At 45.5% G+C, this 17,810-nt stretch carries 16 protein-coding genes; 14 read left to right on the top strand and 2 right to left on the bottom strand.

Annotated elements, in window-relative coordinates; all coding sequences use genetic code 11:
- Positions 1-199 precede the first annotated feature (199 nt).
- The 7 genes from IGJ44_RS04465 to tkt all read left to right on the top strand — a co-directional run bounded on the left by IGJ44_RS04465 (position 200) and on the right by tkt (position 7,022).
- The gene (locus tag IGJ44_RS04465; RefSeq protein ID WP_074536502.1) at positions 200-1,678 is read left to right on the top strand and encodes a BglG family transcription antiterminator; all 1,479 of its coding nucleotides are present in this window, start codon (positions 200-202) and stop codon (positions 1,676-1,678) included.
- On the top strand, positions 1,671-2,108 hold the full coding sequence (locus tag IGJ44_RS04470) for a PTS sugar transporter subunit IIA (RefSeq protein ID WP_074536501.1): 438 nt from the start codon (positions 1,671-1,673) through the stop codon (positions 2,106-2,108). Before IGJ44_RS04465 ends, IGJ44_RS04470 begins: the two co-directional genes overlap by 8 nt.
- Before the next feature lie 58 nt (positions 2,109-2,166).
- Positions 2,167-2,619 (top strand): PTS sugar transporter subunit IIA, encoded by a 453-nt coding sequence (locus IGJ44_RS04475; RefSeq protein WP_074536500.1) that lies wholly within the window; start codon positions 2,167-2,169, stop codon positions 2,617-2,619.
- 25 nt (positions 2,620-2,644) lie between these two features.
- Positions 2,645-2,965: a PTS fructose transporter subunit IIB gene (locus tag IGJ44_RS04480; protein WP_074536499.1), complete on the top strand. Its 321-nt coding sequence runs from the start codon at positions 2,645-2,647 to the stop codon at positions 2,963-2,965.
- Between the two features lie 24 nt (positions 2,966-2,989).
- Positions 2,990-4,090, top strand: a complete 1,101-nt coding sequence (locus tag IGJ44_RS04485; protein WP_167827122.1) for a PTS fructose transporter subunit IIC — start codon at positions 2,990-2,992, stop codon at positions 4,088-4,090.
- Between the two features lie 70 nt (positions 4,091-4,160).
- On the top strand, positions 4,161-4,853 hold the full coding sequence (gene alsE / locus IGJ44_RS04490) for a D-allulose 6-phosphate 3-epimerase (protein ID WP_086294769.1): 693 nt from the start codon (positions 4,161-4,163) through the stop codon (positions 4,851-4,853).
- Positions 4,854-5,018: 165 nt separating this feature from the next.
- Entirely contained in the window at positions 5,019-7,022 is a 2,004-nt protein-coding gene (gene tkt, locus IGJ44_RS04495) for a transketolase (protein WP_430606191.1), read from the top strand.
- An 86-nt stretch (positions 7,023-7,108) separates the two neighbouring features.
- Here the strand turns inward: tkt and IGJ44_RS04500 are convergent, their stop codons facing one another.
- Positions 7,109-7,981, bottom strand: a complete 873-nt coding sequence (locus IGJ44_RS04500; RefSeq protein ID WP_167826877.1) for an alpha/beta hydrolase — start codon at positions 7,979-7,981, stop codon at positions 7,109-7,111.
- Positions 7,982-8,151: 170 nt separating this feature from the next.
- Between IGJ44_RS04500 and allC the strand changes: the two genes are divergently transcribed.
- Genes allC through arcC form a run of 7 tightly spaced genes read left to right on the top strand, consistent with a single transcriptional unit; the run spans position 8,152 to position 16,119 of the window.
- Positions 8,152-9,381, top strand: coding sequence for an allantoate deiminase (gene allC / locus IGJ44_RS04505; protein WP_005225359.1), 1,230 nt, complete (start codon positions 8,152-8,154; stop codon positions 9,379-9,381).
- 15 nt (positions 9,382-9,396) lie between these two features.
- Positions 9,397-10,182 (top strand): (S)-ureidoglycine aminohydrolase, encoded by a 786-nt coding sequence (gene allE / locus IGJ44_RS04510; RefSeq protein ID WP_151195846.1) that lies wholly within the window; start codon positions 9,397-9,399, stop codon positions 10,180-10,182.
- Between the two features lie 13 nt (positions 10,183-10,195).
- Entirely contained in the window at positions 10,196-11,272 is a 1,077-nt protein-coding gene (gene allD, locus IGJ44_RS04515; RefSeq protein WP_015509185.1) for an ureidoglycolate dehydrogenase, read from the top strand.
- 8 nt (positions 11,273-11,280) lie between these two features.
- Positions 11,281-13,035, top strand: a complete 1,755-nt coding sequence (gene fdrA, locus IGJ44_RS04520; protein WP_167826876.1) for an acyl-CoA synthetase FdrA — start codon at positions 11,281-11,283, stop codon at positions 13,033-13,035.
- 12 nt (positions 13,036-13,047) lie between these two features.
- A complete protein-coding gene (locus IGJ44_RS04525) occupies positions 13,048-14,310 on the top strand; it encodes a DUF1116 domain-containing protein (protein WP_005234461.1) in 1,263 nt (420 codons plus the stop codon).
- A 37-nt stretch (positions 14,311-14,347) separates the two neighbouring features.
- Positions 14,348-15,211 (top strand): DUF2877 domain-containing protein, encoded by an 864-nt coding sequence (locus tag IGJ44_RS04530; protein WP_167826875.1) that lies wholly within the window; start codon positions 14,348-14,350, stop codon positions 15,209-15,211.
- On the top strand, positions 15,184-16,119 hold the full coding sequence (gene arcC, locus IGJ44_RS04535) for a carbamate kinase (protein ID WP_005225365.1): 936 nt from the start codon (positions 15,184-15,186) through the stop codon (positions 16,117-16,119). The genes IGJ44_RS04530 and arcC overlap by 28 nt, the downstream gene beginning before the upstream one ends.
- 30 nt (positions 16,120-16,149) lie before the next feature.
- Here the strand turns inward: arcC and IGJ44_RS04540 are convergent, their stop codons facing one another.
- The gene (locus IGJ44_RS04540) at positions 16,150-17,781 is read right to left on the bottom strand and encodes a PucR family transcriptional regulator (protein WP_060791737.1); all 1,632 of its coding nucleotides are present in this window, start codon (positions 17,779-17,781) and stop codon (positions 16,150-16,152) included.
- Positions 17,782-17,810: the final 29 nt, after the last annotated feature.

A 17,810-nucleotide genomic window follows, 5' to 3' on the forward strand; every position in this document is an offset into this window, starting at 1 on the left:
TCCAACAGTTGAATAAGGAACATTGATGATAACACAGATTTTGTTACAGCCATTTTGAAAAATGGCTGTTTTTTTTGTCCTTAACGTTGTATTGTAATTCTTATTATCGATCGTCTTTGTCCCTTGAAGGGGACAAAGAATGATATAACGCTTACATTTCCTGGTGCTATGATAAGTGTGTAGAAAGGAGAACGGTTACATGACTGTTATGGAACAACGAAAGAGAAAAATCATCCATATTCTTTCCAATACGAGAGAATTTGTCACAGCCGATGAACTATCCGCAGCGCTTCGACTTTCTACAAAGTCGATTTATCGCATCGTAAAAGCGATCAATGAGGATGCCACGATTGACTATGTGATTCTCTCAGAAAAAGGGAAAGGCTACCGCTTAAGTTTCCATCATCAAGAAAAGCCCCAGAGTCAGAAAGCGGAGATGCCGAATGCACTGACACCAGTGGAACGCCGTAACAAGGTGATGGAGGAGCTATTGCTTATTTCACCCAAAAGAAAGAATATTTTTTCCCTGTATCAGCCTTTTTATGTGAGTGAAACGGTCATCAACAGTGATGAAAAATTAATTTCTGAAGCTTTGCAGCGTTTTGAGCTGACGGTTTCCCGCAAAAATAAAATGATTGGGGTGAACGGTGCAGAAAAAAATATCCGTCGTGCATTGCAGGAGTATATCCAACAAACCCGCAATATCCGCTTGGATGATCTGCATGTGACGAATGAGGCGTTCAACCGTTATGATGCGGAGTTTGTTTTGCGACAGCTGAATTTGATTGAAAATCACCTAGGCTTAGTAATTCCTCACCCATACAACATCAATCTTTTTTCTCACCTGTATATCTTATTGCGGAGGTTTCGCAAAGTAGGGAATTCGTTTAACGAGGATATTTTAGATGAGAAAGAGAAACAGCAAATGCAAGAAAACCCAGAGTTAGCCACCATCGCCAAAGAGATCATTGGCAATAGCGAACAGTACTTGCATACGAAATTACCAGAAAACGAAAGCTATTATATGTATCAGTACCTCGTCTCCTCACGGATGCAAAAGGCCACGGATGAATTAGAGGATCTGTCAGAACAAGTAAAACTGATTTCCAATGCATTTATAGAAAAAATGAGCACCCAGCTGCAGCGCTCATTTGAAGACGAGGAGTTATTCGGTAAATTGGCTCGCCATATCAAACCAATGATCAATCGATTGCGACATGGGATTGAAGTCAAAAACAATCTTTTGGAGCAAATCAAATTAGAATACACAGATTTGTTTTTTGCTACCGAAGAGACTGCAAGAGAAATCTGCCAAGTGTACGATTTGCCAGCGCTCACAGAAGATGAAATCGGCTTTGTCACCCTTTACTTTGCTCAAGCGATCGAAGAACATCCTCAACAACTCAAGGTTATGATCGTCTGTACTACGGGAATCGGAACCTCCGAATTATTAAAAGTAAAAGTGCATAAGAAATTTCGTGAGTTGGCAATCACCGCTGTCCTACCTTCTCGTGATGTGGAAGCGGCTTTAAAGCAACACCCGGATACGGAGATGATCATCTCAACCGTTCAATTAACGATCGATAGTCCGATTCCGGTCGTGATCGTGAGCGCCATGCTGACGATGGAAGACCAAAAACGCCTTGAAGTGATGATTGGGAGGGTGAGAAATGACTAAATTCCCTTTGTCCCTTACTTTAGTTTCAACAAAAGCAGGAGAGACGAAAGTCGATGTTTTAAGGAAGATTGCAGCTGTTAGCCAAACAATCGGGCTGACGGAGAGCAAAACCCTGCTATTTGAAGCACTGCAAGCCCGAGAAGCGAGCGGCAATACGATGATTGCTGAAGATTTTGCGCTACCACACATTGAAAGTGATGTGGTGAAAAAAAGCGGAATCGTCCTAGTCAGAGGTGAAAAAGTCCTTTGGCAGGGAACGCTGCAAGCAAAAACGATTTTTGCGATCCTGATGAAGACTGACGAAACAACCGCGGTGAAACAAGCAGTCATCCGCTTAATGAAATGTTTCGCCTATGAAGAAAATCTGCAATTCATTGCAGAAAAATCAAAAGAAGAAATCGAAGCCTTCCTTCTCAACCAACGCGGCTGATAGGAATGAATGATCAATTCAGTAAGGCAAGAGGTACTCAACTAGAGGAGGAAAACGAATGGATATTTCAACAGTGATTGATCCAAAAATAATCAAAACCAACATGGAGGCAGCTTCTAAAGAAGAAGCCCTGCAGCAATTGAGTCAGCTTTTATATACCAATGAGTACTTGACGGATCAGGCAGCATTTTTAAAAGATGTCTATGAGCGGGAAGCAGTTGGTCAAACAGGGATTGGTAATTACATTGCCATTCCTCATGGAAAAAGTGCTCATGTGAAGGAGATCGGCGTAGCAATCGGGGTTTTAAAAGAAGAGATCCCTTGGGAAACGTTGGATGGCAAGGGAGTGAAAGGAATTATCTTATTCGCCGTCGGTGATGACACGGAAGGGGCGCAAAAGCATTTGAAACTGCTCTCTTTGTTCGCTCGGAAATTAGGAAATGACGAGGTGACGGCTGCCTTGTTGAAAGCAAAAGAGCCGCAGCAAGTGATTGAAGCATTTCAAGGATAACAGAAAATTTAAGGAGGAATTATTTATGAAAATCGTCGGAGTATGTGCATGTACAGTAGGGATCGCTCACACTTATATTGCTCAAGAAAAGTTAGAAAATGCGGCTAAAAAGGCAGGTTACGAGATCCATGTGGAAACACAAGGAACGATCGGTCGTGAAAATGAATTGTCACCTGAAGCGATTGCGGCTGCAGATGTCGTGATTTTAGCAGTTGACGTCAAAGTAGTAGGACGTGAACGATTTGAAGGGAAACGGATCATTCAAGTGCCGACCGAAGTTGCCATCAAGTCCCCAAGCAAATTGTTGGAAAAAGCCAAAGAGGTCGTCCAACAGCAGGCGGTCTAAGAAAACCGAAGGAGGAAGGAAACTATGGAAAAAATCAAAGCATTGAATTTAAAAGGACACTTGTTGACAGCCATCTCCTATTTGATTCCGATTGTCTGCGGTGCTGGATTCTTGATTGCCATTGGCATGGCTTTCGGCGGCACCAGCCAGGGACAACTAGTGCCAGGTGAATTTACGATTTGGGATGCTTTAGCTACGATGGGAGGCGCAGGACTCGGGTTGCTTCCAGTGGTCATTGCGACAGGAATTTCTTATGCGATTGCCGAAAAACCGGGGATCGCGCCAGGGTTTATTATTGGTTTGACAGCCAATGCCATTGGTGCAGGTTTTATTGGGGGAATTTTGGGCGGCTACTTAGCTGGATATCTAGTAATTGCTATTTTACGATTTATTAAAGTACCAAATTGGGCGAAAGGCTTGATGCCGACATTGATCATTCCCTTTTTGACCTCTTTGATCGGTGGTCTGATCATGGTCTATATTATCGGTACACCGATCACTGCCTTTACGAACTTACTGACGAACGCATTAAATCGCTTAGGCTCCTCTTCATTATTGGTTTTTGGTGCCGTCATCGGCTTGTTGAGCGGCGTTGATTATGGTGGACCAATCAATAAAACGGTCTTTGCTTTTGTTCTGACGATGCAAGCAGAAGGGATCAATGGACCGATCACTGCACTGCAATTAGTCAATACTGCAACACCGATCGGCTTTGGTTTCGCATTCTTTATTGCAAAACTGTTCGGCAAAAACATCTATACGCCTGTAGAAGTGGAAACGTTAAAATCTGCCGTACCAATGGGTGTGATCAATATCGTTGAAGGGGTGATCCCAATCGTTATGAACGATATCGTCCGAGGGCTGATCGCAACAGCTATTGGCGGCGCTGCTGGCGGGGCTGTTTCAATGGTCTTAGGGGCAGATGCAACTGTACCGTTTGGTGGTGTGCTGATGCTGCCGACCATGACTCGTCCGTGGGCTGGGGCAGTAGCTTTGCTGGTAAATATAGTAGTGACTGGGATCACCTTGGCTTTGATTAAGAAAAATGTCACTGAAGAACAAGTAGCCGCACAAGCAGAAGTGGAAGAAGAAGAAATCGATTTAGATGATATTCAAATTTTCTAAAAAAGCGATTCAATTGAAAGAAGAGTCGTTCCTCTCAGTACAAGACTGATTGAGGAGAAAGGATAAGTCTATGAACAAAGTTGAATTTTCACCGTCATTGATGACGATGGATCTAGATAAATTTAAAGAACAAATCACTTTTTTGAATGACCAAGTTGACTCCTATCATATTGATATTATGGATGGTCATTACGTACCCAATATTTCCCTATCCCCATGGTTTATTCAAGAGGTCCGCAAAATCAGTACTTTGCCTCTGTCCGCTCATTTGATGGTCACTGAACCTGCTTTTTGGGTGCAGCAGCTGATCGATATCAACTGTGAATGGATCTGTATGCACGCTGAGGTTTTGGATGGATTAGCATTTCGTCTGATCGATCAAATCCATGATGCTGGATTAAAAGCCGGGATCGTTTTAAATCCTGAAACGCCAGTATCGGTCATTTTGCCTTATATCGATCTTTTGGATAAAGTCACGATCATGACAGTTGATCCAGGGTTTGCTGGCCAACGCTTTATTGAAGGGGCGTTAGATAAAATTGTTGAACTACGGGAATTACGGGAAGAATACGACTATCACTATGTCATTGAAATGGACGGTTCCTCCAACCGGAAATCCTTCAAACGGATCGATGAAGCCAATCCAGACATCTATATTGTCGGACGCAGTGGATTGTTTGGTTTAGATGATGACATTGCCAAAGCATGGTCGATCATGGTCGCAGATTATCAAGAAATGACTGGAAAAGTTTTGAGCAGCTAAGCAAAGCCAAAAGTAAAAGAATCGGACGACCAAAGTTAGGACTGTTAAAAAGAGGAGCATTCGTTGCCTATTAGCCAGTAAACTTTGGACGTCCGGTTCTTTTCTATTATGAAAAGGCAGTGAATAGAAACATGCTGGCTGAAGAAAGTGAAGGAGGCAATTTAATTGAAAAAACTATTTGATAAAATCGATCAATTAGGAGTGAACACCCTTCGTACATTAAGTATCGAAGCCGTACAAAAAGCCAATTCAGGACATCCAGGATTACCGATGGGGGCAGCACCCATGGCCTATGCCTTGTGGACGAAACACTTGAAAGTCAATCCAACGACTTCTCGCAACTGGGTGGATCGTGACCGTTTTGTTTTGTCTGCTGGACACGGTTCGGCGTTATTGTACAGCTTGTTGCATGTGTCTGGCTACGATGTGACCATTGAGGATCTAAAAAACTTCCGTCAATGGGATAGCCGCACGCCAGGACATCCAGAAGTCGATCACACAGACGGCGTGGAAGCAACCACTGGACCTTTAGGACAAGGGATCGCCATGGCAGTCGGTATGGCAATGGCCGAAGCCCACTTGGCTGCAACCTACAATCGCGACAAGTATCAAGTCATTGATCACTATACCTACGCTTTATGTGGCGATGGCGACTTGATGGAAGGTGTTTCGCAAGAAGCTGCATCCATGGCTGGTCACATGAAATTAGACAAACTGATCGTCTTGTACGATTCAAATGACATCTCCCTAGATGGCCCAACTTCAAAAGCCTTTACAGAAAATGTCGGTGCGCGTTTTGAAGCGTATGGCTGGCAACACATTCTCGTTGAAGACGGCAATGATTTAGAAGCGATCTCGAAAGCGATCGACGAAGCAAAAGCTGAAAGCGACAAACCAACCTTGATCGAAATCAAGACTGTGATCGGATATGGTGCGCCAAATCAAGGCACCTCTGCCGTTCATGGTGCGCCGATCGGTACCGAAGGCATTTCTGCAGCCAAAGCGATTTATGGTTGGGAATACCCAGAATTTACCGTACCTGAAGAAGTTGCCGCGCGTTTCAAAGAAACCATGATCGATGAAGGGCAAAAAGCTGAAGCAGCTTGGAACGAAACCTTCCGTGCCTATGAAGCAGCCTACCCAGAACTTGCTGCGCAATTCAAACAAGCCTTTGCGGGTGAATTGCCAGCAGATTGGGCTGCAGCATTACCAAGCTACGAAGTTGGCAGCTCACAAGCTAGTCGGGTATCTAGCAAAGAGATGATCCAAGCCTTATCCAAAGCCGTCCCTAGTCTCTGGGGTGGATCGGCTGACCTTTCTAGATCCAACAACACGATGGTGGCAGCAGAAAAAGACTTTGAACCTGGCCAATACGAAGGCCGCAACATTTGGTTTGGCGTCCGAGAATTTGCGATGGCGGCAGCGATGAACGGAATCCAATTGCATGGCGGTACGCGAATCTATGGCGGAACCTTCTTCGTCTTCGTTGATTACTTACGTCCAGCGGTGCGCTTGTCTGCGATCCAGCATGCACCTGTAATCTATGTCTTGACGCATGACTCCGTAGCGGTTGGAGAAGATGGACCGACGCATGAGCCAATCGAGCAATTAGCCAGCGTCCGTTGCATGCCAAATGTCCAAGTGATTCGTCCAGCAGACGGCAATGAAACCCGTGCTTCCTGGAAATTGGCTATGACAACAACGGATAAACCAACGGTCTTAGTCTTAAGCCGACAAAATCTACCAGTGATCGAAGGCACGCAAACCGGTGCGGATGAAAATGTCGCAAAAGGTGGTTACGTGATTTCAAAACAAGCTGGTGAAACACCAGCGGGGATTTTGATCGCCACAGGTTCTGAAGTGAATCTTGCGGTCCAAGCACAAGCTAAATTGGCAGAAGAAGGCATCGATGTATCGGTGGTCTCCTTACCAAGCTTTGATTTGTTTGAAGCACAAAGCTTAGAATACAAAGAAAGCGTCTTGCCAAAAGCAGTGAAGAAACGGGTAGCGATCGAAGCGGCTTCCCCATTTGGTTGGGAACGTTACACCGGTTGCCATGGAAAAGTGATCGCGATCGATCATTTCGGTGCATCCGCACCTGGTGACAAAGTCTTAGCGGAATTCGGCTTCAGTGTTGAGAATGTCGTGAATACCTTCAACTCACTATAATCAAAAAACAGGCGATCTATTAGAGGGAACATTCCTTTGAAGATCGCCTGTTTTTGTTTACTAAAGAAGCATGGCCAAATCTGCGCTTAATTTTTCTCTATTGTTAAAAGGAGCCATGAAATCATCTCTCGATAGCACTCATCAGCGATCGCATTTGGTGTCCGATCAAAGTCATGCTGATCTAAGTCGAGCCAAAGTGTTTTGGCATGGGGGACTTGTGCAGCGAAAGCTTCGGATGCGCTGAAGGGAACATCTGGATCTTTTTTGCAATGAACGACAAAGCAAGGAGGAAAGTCTTGGTAAGCGGCAGCAGGAATCGCCAAGGCTGCTAGCTGTTCCCGATTCCCTAAATAACGCTGCCAGTTGCCATATTGACGGGCGGAAAGGTACAAAGGGAATCGTTTTTCTAACGTGCCGTGGGTGATGGGTTGGCTTTCGATCATGGCTTCAGCGGCGAGTGGTGGGACTTTCGGAAATTGTGTGTAAAAGCGTGCCGGTTGCAAAAATTCTTTACAAAACAACTCTTGGTAACCGTAAAATCGGATCAAGCCCTTTTGCTCCGCGTGCTTTGTGCGTGCGGTCAGTAAGGTCGCTAAAAAACCGCCGGCGGAGCGACCGAACAAAGCGTACTCATTTGTACCAACGCCGCTGAACTGCCAGCCTTCGGCCAAAAACCACTCAACTGCCTTTTTTGCATGAAGGTAGATATCGTGTAGCGCTACTTCGGGAGCCAGTGGATAATCGAACAGGTAAAGGCTAACATCGGCAGCCAGCAATTGGTGGACATAATCCTGCGGAAGGTCTTCTCGCTGACCATAGAGGAAGCCACCACCATGAAAATACAAAAGGCTGATCCGAGGCTGCGCTGCTTTTAGGATCGTCACTTCTAACGGCAAAGTGCCGTAGGTGTCAAATTGGATTTTTTCTGTTTGCGCAAAGGCATTTTTAGGATAAACCATTGTTTTCTTCCTTTCTCTTCTTCGATAGTATAAGGAAGAGTATAGGAGAAGGAAGCGGTTAAAAAAAACAGCGTTATGACTAAAAATAGAAACGGTTTTGTCGAAAGTGAACAATGATGTCCTTCAGTAACACGCTTACAATAACCGTATAAATCAAAGGAGGCAGAACAATGGAGTTGAAAAAAGAAGTAGCGGCAATGATCGATGCACTATCTCAGATTGGGAGTGATCCAACTGGAGGAATGACTAGACTGCTTTATACCGATTCATGGAAAGAAGCGCAATCATTTGTAGAAAAACAATTAAAAGAAACTGGCTTAACGACGTCCTATGATGCAGTCGGCAATCTCTTCGGCAGAATGGAAGGCAGCCAGTATCCAGAAGAAACGATTCTTTCAGGGTCACATATCGATACCGTCGTTAACGGTGGCACATTAGACGGTCAATACGGGGTCGTTGCTGCTGCTTTAGCAATCAAGTATTTAAAAGAGACCTATGGGCAACCTTTACGCTCCTTGGAAGTCATCTCAATGGCAGAAGAAGAAGGCAGTCGCTTTCCAACCGTTTTTTGGGGAAGCAAAAACTTTGTCGGAGAAGCCAAAAAAGCCGACGTTGAAGCGATCGCAGATTTTGAAGGCAATCGCTTCGTAGCAGAGATGCAACGCCAAGGCTTTGATTTTCGCGACCCACAAGAACCGGTTCGATCAGACATCAAAGCCTTCGTGGAAATCCATATCGAACAAGGCAGTGTTTTAGAAAAAGAAAATTTGCAGATCGGTGTCGTCAATAGTATCGCTGGTCAAAAGCGTTACACCTTTGTTTTAAAAGGACAAGCCAATCATGCAGGAACCACACCGATGGGCTATCGCCAAGATGCTGTGTATGGTTTTGCCAAAATGTGTGCCGCAGTGATCGACCGTGGCTTAGAGCTTGGGGATCCATTAGTAGTGACATTCGGTAAAGTTGAGCCAAAACCGAATACGGTCAACGTGGTTCCTGGTGAAGTGTTGTTTACGATGGATTGTCGCCATACCGATGGGCAGCTATTGGATGCCTTTACTGCTGAAGCAGAACAGATCATTCAAGCGATCGCCAAAGAGCACGACCTGACAGTGGAGATGGATCTATGGATGGATGAACGCCCTGTGCCGATGGACGAGACGATCGTTGCCACGGTGGAACAAGCGGTGAAGCAAACTGGCAAACGCTACAAAGTCATGCATAGTGGGGCGGGGCATGATTCCCAAATCATTGCACCACATTTTCCAACTGCGATGCTGTTTGTACCAAGTATTGATGGGATTAGCCACAACCCAGCCGAAGCAACGACTATCGAAGATTTAGTAGCTGGGGTTGAAGTTTTAGCAGCTTCCCTTTATGAGCTAGCATACAAAGAATAGAAAGCAGGGACACACATGGGATATAAAAATAATAATACGGGCTATTTAGAAGGATTGCTGCAATCACGAGCAGTCATTAGAAAAAATAATTTTGCGATCTTGCCGCATGATGGGCTAGTGAATAATGTCATTCCAGGCTTCGAAAACTGTGAATGTTCGATACTCGGCACACCAAAATTAGGGGCGTCTTTTGTCGATTACATCATTTCATTCAAAAAAGATGGCGCCAACCAATTGGGCTTCGGCGGTCCAGAGATCGAGAGTTTCTTGTATGTCATCTCGGGCAAACTGGAAGTAAGTGATGGCAAAGAAACCCATACATTGACGGACGGAGGCTATATCTATCTGCCTGCTGGAGAAAAACTGTATATGAAAAATCTCCAAGAAGAAGCGACAGAAGTGTTCTTGTATAAGAAACGTTACCAACCACTTGAAAATCACCAAGCCTACAAAGTAGTGGGGAATCTTTCAGAGTTGACACCGATCCAATACGAAGGGATGGCAGACGTCCTACTTTGGGATTTCTTGCCAAAAGAGCTGGGCTTTGACATGAATATCCATATCCTTTCCTTTGAACCAGGGGCAAGTCATGGCTACATTGAGACCCACTACCAAGAACATGGAGCGTACTTACTGTCAGGTAAAGGGATGTATAACTTAGATAATGAGTGGTTCCCAGTGGAAAAAGGCGACTATATTTTCATGAGTGCCTATGTACAGCAAGCGGCCTATGGTGTTGGTCGTGACGAACCATTGACCTATATTTATTCCAAAGATTGCAACCGCGATCCGGAAATTTAAAGGAGTTTAGAAGATGGAAGAGACGGTTATTGTACAGTCACAAGAGTTACAGCAATTGATCCAAAACAAATTAGCGGCTGCTGGTTTGTCTGAAGAGCACGCAGCCATCGTTGCAGAGCATTTGGTCTTTGCCGATGCCAGCGGGATCCACTCTCACGGGGCTGTGCGGGTAGACTATTACGCAGAGCGGATCGCTAAAGGCGGGATGAATCGCACCCCGCAGATCACGTTTGAAGAGACTGGACCGAGCAGCGGGATCGTTCACGGTCAAAATGGCGCAGGGCAGGTCGTCGTATTAGAAGCGACAAAGCATGCCATTGAGATGGCCAAACGTTCTGGGATCGCGGCGGTTGGTGTGCGGAAAACGAGTCATAGTGGGGCACTATCCTATTATGTCAAAAAAGCCGCAGAAGCTGACTTGATTGCATTATCTATGTGCCAATCGGATTCAATGGTGGTTCCTTTTGGCGGCAAAGAAAATTATTTTGGTACCAATCCGATTGCCTTTGCGGCACCGCGAAAGCATGGTGCGCCGGTGGTTTTTGATATGGCAACGACGGTCCAAGCGTGGGGCAAAATTTTAGATGCTCGTTCCAAAGATAAAGAGATTCCAGCAACATGGGCCGTTGATGCCCATGGCAAGCCAACGACAAATCCGCATCATGTTCATGGGTTATTGCCAATCTCAGGACCAAAAGGCTTTGGGTTGATGATGATGGTGGATATCTTGTCTGGAATGCTCCTTGGGCTGCCTTTTGGCAAGCATGTTTCCTCTATGTACAACGATCTGACGAAAGGCCGCGACTTAGGGCAATTTATTTTGCTGATCGATCCGCAACGCTTCACTGATTTAGATACATTTAAAGAGTCAGTCGAAACGATGATCGAAGAGCTACACGCCATACCGGCTGCTGAACAGTTCCAGCAAGTCTATTATCCAGGCGAGATCAATCAACTAACCTATGAAAAATATATGGCAGAAGGTATTCCTATCGAAAAGAACATTTATCGCTATCTCATTAGCGACACGGTTCATTTTGACCAGTATTCTGGGTCAGATGCCTTTGCACAGACAGGAACAGGAAAGTGAGGAGACCCATGTTACACACTATTATTCAAAAAAACAATTACCAAGATTCCATTGTTTTAATGCTTTTGACCAATCGTTTACTGACGATCGAAGGGATCAACAACGCTTCGGTCATGATGGGTACACCTGCCAATAAGGATATCTTCAAGACGGGTGGTCTTTATACCGAGGAGATGAACAATGCGACATCCAACGATATGGTGCTCGTTTTAGACATTGAAGAGGAAGAAATCATCGAAACAGTCCTGTCAGAAATCGATGCCTTCTTATCGGACCAAAGCAATAGCGCAGGAGAAGAAACCCAAAGCGTCAAAACTTGGGAAAAAGCCTTAGATCTTGGAAAAGATGCGAAGGTCGCTGTCTTATCGATTCCTGGTACTATGGCAGCACCAGAAATTGAAACCGCATTAGCAGCAGGCAAACATGTTTTTTGTTTCAGTGATAATGTTTCATTGGAAGAGGAAGTTCGACTAAAGAAAATGGCTCATGAACAAGGACTTCTTTTAATGGGACCAGATTGTGGCACAGGGATTCTCAATGGGATACCAGTAGCCTTCACGAATGCCGTCCGTAAAGGGAAAATCGGTGTTGTCGGCGCTTCGGGTACGGGCATCCAAGAAGTCACCACCATCATTCATAAATTGGGTGCTGGTGTGACACAAGCCATCGGAACCGGTGGACGAGATCTCAAAGAAGCCGTCGGCGGGATCACCATGAAAGACAGCATTCTTGCCTTGGAACACGATCCTGATACGGAGGTGATCGTGGTGATCTCCAAACCACCTGCACCACGTGTCCGCGATGAAGTGTTGGCATTATTAAGAAGAGGAACAAAACCTGCAGTCACGATTTTTCTGGGGGAAGAACCAACGGACCACGAAGAAAATCTTTACCGAGCCTACACGCTGGAAGAAGCGGCACAATTAGCCGTGCAGCTGCTACGTCAAGAACAGATTGGATTAGAGCCAGTAAAAGAGGAAACGGTAGCTGCCGCTTTTGGACCTGAACAGCAAAAAATCAAAGCTTACTATTCTGGCGGAACGTTGGCGTACGAAGCAGCGATGCTGGTCAAAGCAGGATTAAATCTAGAACAAGAAGATGCCCATCAGGAAGGGTACATCTTAAAAGCAGCTGGCCATGAGATCATCGATTTAGGTGATGACATCTATACGCAAGGCAAGCCCCATCCGATGATCGACCCAACAAAGCGGATCGAACTGTTGAAACAAGCGGGAGAAGATCCTGAAACGGCAGTGATTTTGTTAGATATCGTTTTAGGATACGGCTCTCATCAAGATATGGCGAGTGAATTGGCACCGACCATCAAATCGTTGAAGGAAGCAGCGCAAGCAGCTGGCCGGGAGATAGCGGTGATCGCTACGATCGTCGGAACTGATTTAGACCCCCAAGACAGCAACGAGCAAGCAGAGATTTTAACCGCAGCTGGCGTGATTTTGTGTCAAAGCAATGCCCAAGCAGTCAAACAAGCTTTAGCAATGCTCGGTCACCCATTTTCACCAATTAGTCGTAAGCTGTTGCCAAAAGCAGTGACAACTGCCGATGCGTTGCCAGAGTCATCTGAAAAGAGCCGCGAATTGTTGGCGAATGACGCGTTCATCAATGTAGGATTGCGTAGCTTTGCGGAAGCGATCCAGGCGCATCACGGTCAAGTCGTTCAATATGACTGGCAGCCAATTGCTGGTGGAAACGTAACGTTACAAAAAGCCTTACGTTTCTTAGCACAAGTGTCACTATCAGAGTAGGAGGAAGTTATCGTGTACGAAACTATTGAAGAAGCAAACCAAGCCGTTATTGCCAAAATCGTTGCCGGTTCGCCTTTTTTGCTGGATGTCGTTCCAGCAGTCAGTGTCATTCCAGAATTAGGTGAAGGAAAAGTCCTATTGCATGCAGGACCACCGATCCGCTACGACCAGATGATCGATCCGATTCAAGGTGCTTGTGTTGGCGCGGGGCTTTTTGAAGGCTGGGGCGAAACGGAAGAAGAGGTACGTCATTTATTAGCATCTGGGGAAGTTCAACTGATTCCTTGTCACCACGTGCAAGCGGTTGGTCCAATGGGGGGCATCACCTCTGCCAATATGCCAGTGCTCGTGGTGGAAAACAAAACCGACGGCAACCGAGCGTATTGTACGATGAACGAAGGGATCGGGGCAGTTTTACGTTTTGGCGCCTATTCTCAAGAAGTCATTGATCGCTTGCATTGGATGAAAAATACGTTAGCGCCAGTTTTAAGTGCTGCACTACAAACAAAACCCGATGGCTTGAACATCAATGTCTTAGTCGCAAAAGCAATCGCTATGGGGGATGAGTTCCATCAACGGAATATCGCTGCTTCGTTGGCGTTCTTAAAAGAAGTAGCACCAGCGATCGTTACTCTGGAAGGATTTGAAAAAGAAAAACCAGAAGTCATTCAGTTTCTAGCAGACACGGATCAGTTCTTCTTGAATATCATGATGGCTTCTTCAAAAGCGGTGCTTGATGGCGCCCGGACGATTGAAGAAGGCACGGTTGTGACCGCAATGTGTCGCAACGGGCATGAATTCGGTATCCGTATTTCTGGCATGGGAGATGAGTGGTTTACTGGTCCTGTCAATACACCAAAAGGGCTGTATTTCTCAGGATTCAGTGAAGAAGATGCCTCTCCAGATATGGGCGACAGTGCCATTACGGAAACCTTTGGTGTTGGGGGAATGGCAATGATTGCTGCCCCAGCTGTGACACGCTTCGTTGGTTCCGGCGGATTTCACGATGCGTTGAAAACCAGCAATGAGATGTTAGAGATCTCCATTGATACCAATCCGAATTTTCCCGTTCCTACATGGGACTTCAAAGGGATCTGTTTAGGGATCGATGCTCGGAAAGTCGTGGAAACAGGGATCTTACCGGTGATCAATACAGGGATCGCCAACAAACAAGCTGGACGGGGACAAATTGGGGCCGGGACAGTGACACCACCAATGGATTGCTTTGAAAAAGCTGTCTTGGCTTATGCAAAAAAATTAGGATTTGAAGAATAACTCAGGGTCTGAAAACGTGAAAAGGAGCAACCTAGCGATGATACAGGCAAAATGGATCGACCAAGCTTTATTTGAACCCGCATTTATCAATGGCAACTGGATCGTTCACAGTGTGTTTCAGCATAGTTTCAATCTGCAAGATCCTCGTCAGGATCAGCTGATCTGTGTCTCCAAACAAGCGGCTCGCGTGCCCAAAGGGATGATTTTAGCTGCCGACGATTATGCAACGTTGGCGACAGGGTTAGTTGCTGGTACCACTCTTTTGGTTCAGCAACGGGTGATCCATTTTCCGCATCATCGTCTGTCTTTTCAAAAGGCAGCCAAATTTACAACCACCTTTCCAGCTGGCACAGTCCCATTTGATCGAGAACTGTTTTGGTCAACCCTTCAAAACGTCACGGAAAAGACGGGGATTCAAGAAGCTGTTTCAGAAACCATCAGCAGCAATCATCCGTTTTACGACGCAATCGATCAGCTATGCACGCCTTCATTTAAGGAACAACGGCAAGCAGTCGCTTATTTAGTCGGACGGGGTGTCGGATTGACCCCCACAGGCGATGATATGCTAGTTGGTCATTTACTGGCTCGCCGAGTGATGGGGCAAGAAGATACCCGCTTGTTGGCTTATCTACAAAGAAGGCTGTTGACAGTCAATGATTTAACGACTGACGTCAGTAAACACTATCTTCTGCATGCACTGACAGGCGCATTCAATCAATCGACATTATCCTTGACCAAGTGTACTGATTCAGTGGCTTTTTCCCAAGTAATCAAAGAGATACTAGCGATCGGTCATACCTCGGGGGCCGACTTTTTGGCAGGGTTTGCTCGCAGTATCGATCAATTTCAAAACAATAGAAATGAGGAATTCATATGGCAAAACGAGTGGTCATCGCTCTAGGGGGCAATGCAATTTTAAAACCGAATCAACCAGCGACCGTAGAAACACAGCTTGCAAATATCCAGTTAAGTGCGGAACAGATCGCTAAAATCGAGAAGCTTGACCATCAAATCGTCGTGACGCACGGCAATGGTCCGCAAGTCGGCAATATTTTACGACAAAATGAAGAAGCCAAAGAAGTCGTGCCGCCTTTTCCACTAGATGTCTGCAATGCAGAGTCACAAGGCTTTATCGGTTATTTAATGGAGCAAAGCATCAAAAATAAAATCGAGCAAGAAGAACTGACCAGCAATGTCGTGACCTTATTGACCCAAGTGGAAGTGGCAGCGGATGATCCCGCGTTTGAAAAGCCAACGAAGCCGATCGGCTTGTTCTACTCAGAAGAAGAAGCAAAAAAGATGGCTGAGGAAAAACATTGGGTGATGGAAGAAGATGCTGGACGTGGGTATCGTCGCGTCGTGCCATCTCCACAACCTGTGACGATCCACGGCGTGGAATCAATGGTTCATTTATTGAATCAAAATACCATCGTGATCGCTGGTGGCGGCGGTGGGATTCCAGTCGTAAAACAAGCGGAAGGCTTGAAAGGGATCGAAGCAGTCATCGATAAAGATCGAACTGGGAAAAAACTGGCAGAACAAGTGGATGCCGATGTATTTATGATGCTGACCGACGTCAACAACGTTTATATCAATTATGGAACACCGAAACAAGAAAAATTAACGGGCTTATCCGTAAGTGAAGCGCAAGCATATTTTGATGCGGGGCATTTTGCAGAAGGTAGTATGGGGCCGAAAATGGAAGCGGCGATTGCGTTTGCCAAACAAGGAAAGACAGCAATCATCTGCTCATTGGAAGAAGCGGACTTAGCATTGTTAGGTGAAGCAGGCACAAGGATCGCTGGGTAAAACCAGCGATCCAGCTGCTTGATTCGCCTATTAGTCGCCTTCTTCCGACAGCTCAAGGGCTAAACGCAGATCCAGGCTGATGCTAGGATCATGTACGTTTTTTCCTAGTAGCTTTTGACACTGTTCGATGCGGTATTTGATCGTGTTGCGATGAACGAACAAGGCTTTGGCGGTGCGGGTGATCTCACATTGATAATCCAAGTAAGCCCGTAAGGTTTTACGCAATTCGATGGTGGCATCTTCTTGCGGAAACGCCAATTCTTTAAGAATCGTACGGCAGAAATAATGGATATCTTCAGGACTCATTTTTTCAAATAGACTCCGCATTCCCCGTTGATGGTAGAAAGAGACGATGGAAGAATCATGTTGGCCTCTTCGTTCTTCATACGCAGTCTTTGCTTCGATATAGGAACTGGCTAAATCATTGATACTTTCACAGACACTCCCTACACCAAAGGCCATTCGAAATGGCAACCGATTGGTCAAAGCATTGGCGGTCTCGATCAAATGGTCTTCTAAGGCATCACACTTGTGCTGCACGAAAATCGCAAAGTGATTGCTGCCCTTTAAGCGAAAGAGACAAACATCTTTGATGCGATAAGGCAGTTGTTCACTAAACCACTGATAGACCAAGTCACTTTCTTCTTTTAGGTATTTGTCTTTGCCTTTGGTTTCTTTAGTTGGTTCACAGGCACCATAGATGACACGATAATGGCGGGCTTTGACCAACCCGTAAGTCTTTCCGAGATCTAACCAATCTTTTTGTTCTTGCTTGGTGGATTGCTGGTATTCGATCATCCGTGTTAAAAAGTCACTTTTTAAATCTTCAAAAGATTCTTGCACTTTTTGGTTCTTGTAGAGCATAAACGACAAGACCAAGGCTGCTTGTTCCAGCGCAAAATCCGAGACAGGATAAGGAATCGCCTCAGGATTCAAAATGACTAAATAATGGGGGAAATAAGTGGAGGTTTCAATGGCATAATAAGAAATTTGTGACGTTTTTTCATGAAGATCTTTGATAGGGATCGCCCCGCTTTTTTCACCAGTAAAAACCCCTTTCGTTTGTCCTAATTGATGGATGTAGTACTCCGCGGGTTTTGACATGCGGGTGAAATGCTTGGAGTGGGCAATCACTTGTTTAAAAGGATTCAACAAAATGATCGGTGTATTGACCATTTGGCCAAAATCAGCGATAAAGCGAGCGATGCTGACATCCTTCATCAAGGAAGCAGAGAACCGTTTTTGAATGTCTAACGCATAACTCAGCTGCTCGGTTTTGGTGTTCCACAATAAATTCAAAAGCTGGTGCATCAAACGACCTAGCGGCATCGTGGCAGGTACTTCTACGATGGGGAAACCCAAGCTATCGGCGTAGGCGATGACTTCAGGATCGATGACATCCAAAAAACGACCGATCTTGATGCCTAATCCAGCGGCATTTTTGGCTACGAGAGAATCGATCAGCTCTAGAAGCGCTCCTTGATTATCTTTATAAACCATCGCCGTGCTTAAGATAAAGGTATGCTCAGGAATATAGTGGGCGATATCGGGGGTCTCGGTGATTTCGATACTGTCGACGGGAATTTCCGCAGTCAGGGGATCTGTCAATAAACGCAAATTGGAAAAGCGTGGTATAGCAAGCAATTCAGCAACTAACTTCATAGAGAAACTCCTTTTGGAATTGAACAAAA

Origin of the sequence: Enterococcus sp. DIV1368d, from assembly GCF_050542975.1 — a bacterium.
Classification (GTDB): Bacteria; Bacillota; Bacilli; order Lactobacillales; family Enterococcaceae; genus Enterococcus_D; species Enterococcus_D casseliflavus.

Coding starts and splice junctions, on each gene's coding strand:
- fdrA (WP_167826876.1), top strand. CDS start 11,281: ATGTTACACACTATTATTCAAAAAAACAATTACCAAGATTCCATTGTT.
- IGJ44_RS04500 (WP_167826877.1), bottom strand. CDS start 7,981: ATGGTTTATCCTAAAAATGCCTTTGCGCAAACAGAAAAAATCCAATTT.
- allD (WP_015509185.1), top strand. CDS start 10,196: ATGGAAGAGACGGTTATTGTACAGTCACAAGAGTTACAGCAATTGATC.
- allE (WP_151195846.1), top strand. CDS start 9,397: ATGGGATATAAAAATAATAATACGGGCTATTTAGAAGGATTGCTGCAA.
- arcC (WP_005225365.1), top strand. CDS start 15,184: ATGGCAAAACGAGTGGTCATCGCTCTAGGGGGCAATGCAATTTTAAAA.
- IGJ44_RS04470 (WP_074536501.1), top strand. CDS start 1,671: ATGACTAAATTCCCTTTGTCCCTTACTTTAGTTTCAACAAAAGCAGGA.
- IGJ44_RS04485 (WP_167827122.1), top strand. CDS start 2,990: ATGGAAAAAATCAAAGCATTGAATTTAAAAGGACACTTGTTGACAGCC.
- alsE (WP_086294769.1), top strand. CDS start 4,161: ATGAACAAAGTTGAATTTTCACCGTCATTGATGACGATGGATCTAGAT.
- allC (WP_005225359.1), top strand. CDS start 8,152: ATGGAGTTGAAAAAAGAAGTAGCGGCAATGATCGATGCACTATCTCAG.
- IGJ44_RS04540 (WP_060791737.1), bottom strand. CDS start 17,781: ATGAAGTTAGTTGCTGAATTGCTTGCTATACCACGCTTTTCCAATTTG.
- IGJ44_RS04480 (WP_074536499.1), top strand. CDS start 2,645: ATGAAAATCGTCGGAGTATGTGCATGTACAGTAGGGATCGCTCACACT.
- IGJ44_RS04475 (WP_074536500.1), top strand. CDS start 2,167: ATGGATATTTCAACAGTGATTGATCCAAAAATAATCAAAACCAACATG.
- IGJ44_RS04530 (WP_167826875.1), top strand. CDS start 14,348: ATGATACAGGCAAAATGGATCGACCAAGCTTTATTTGAACCCGCATTT.
- IGJ44_RS04465 (WP_074536502.1), top strand. CDS start 200: ATGACTGTTATGGAACAACGAAAGAGAAAAATCATCCATATTCTTTCC.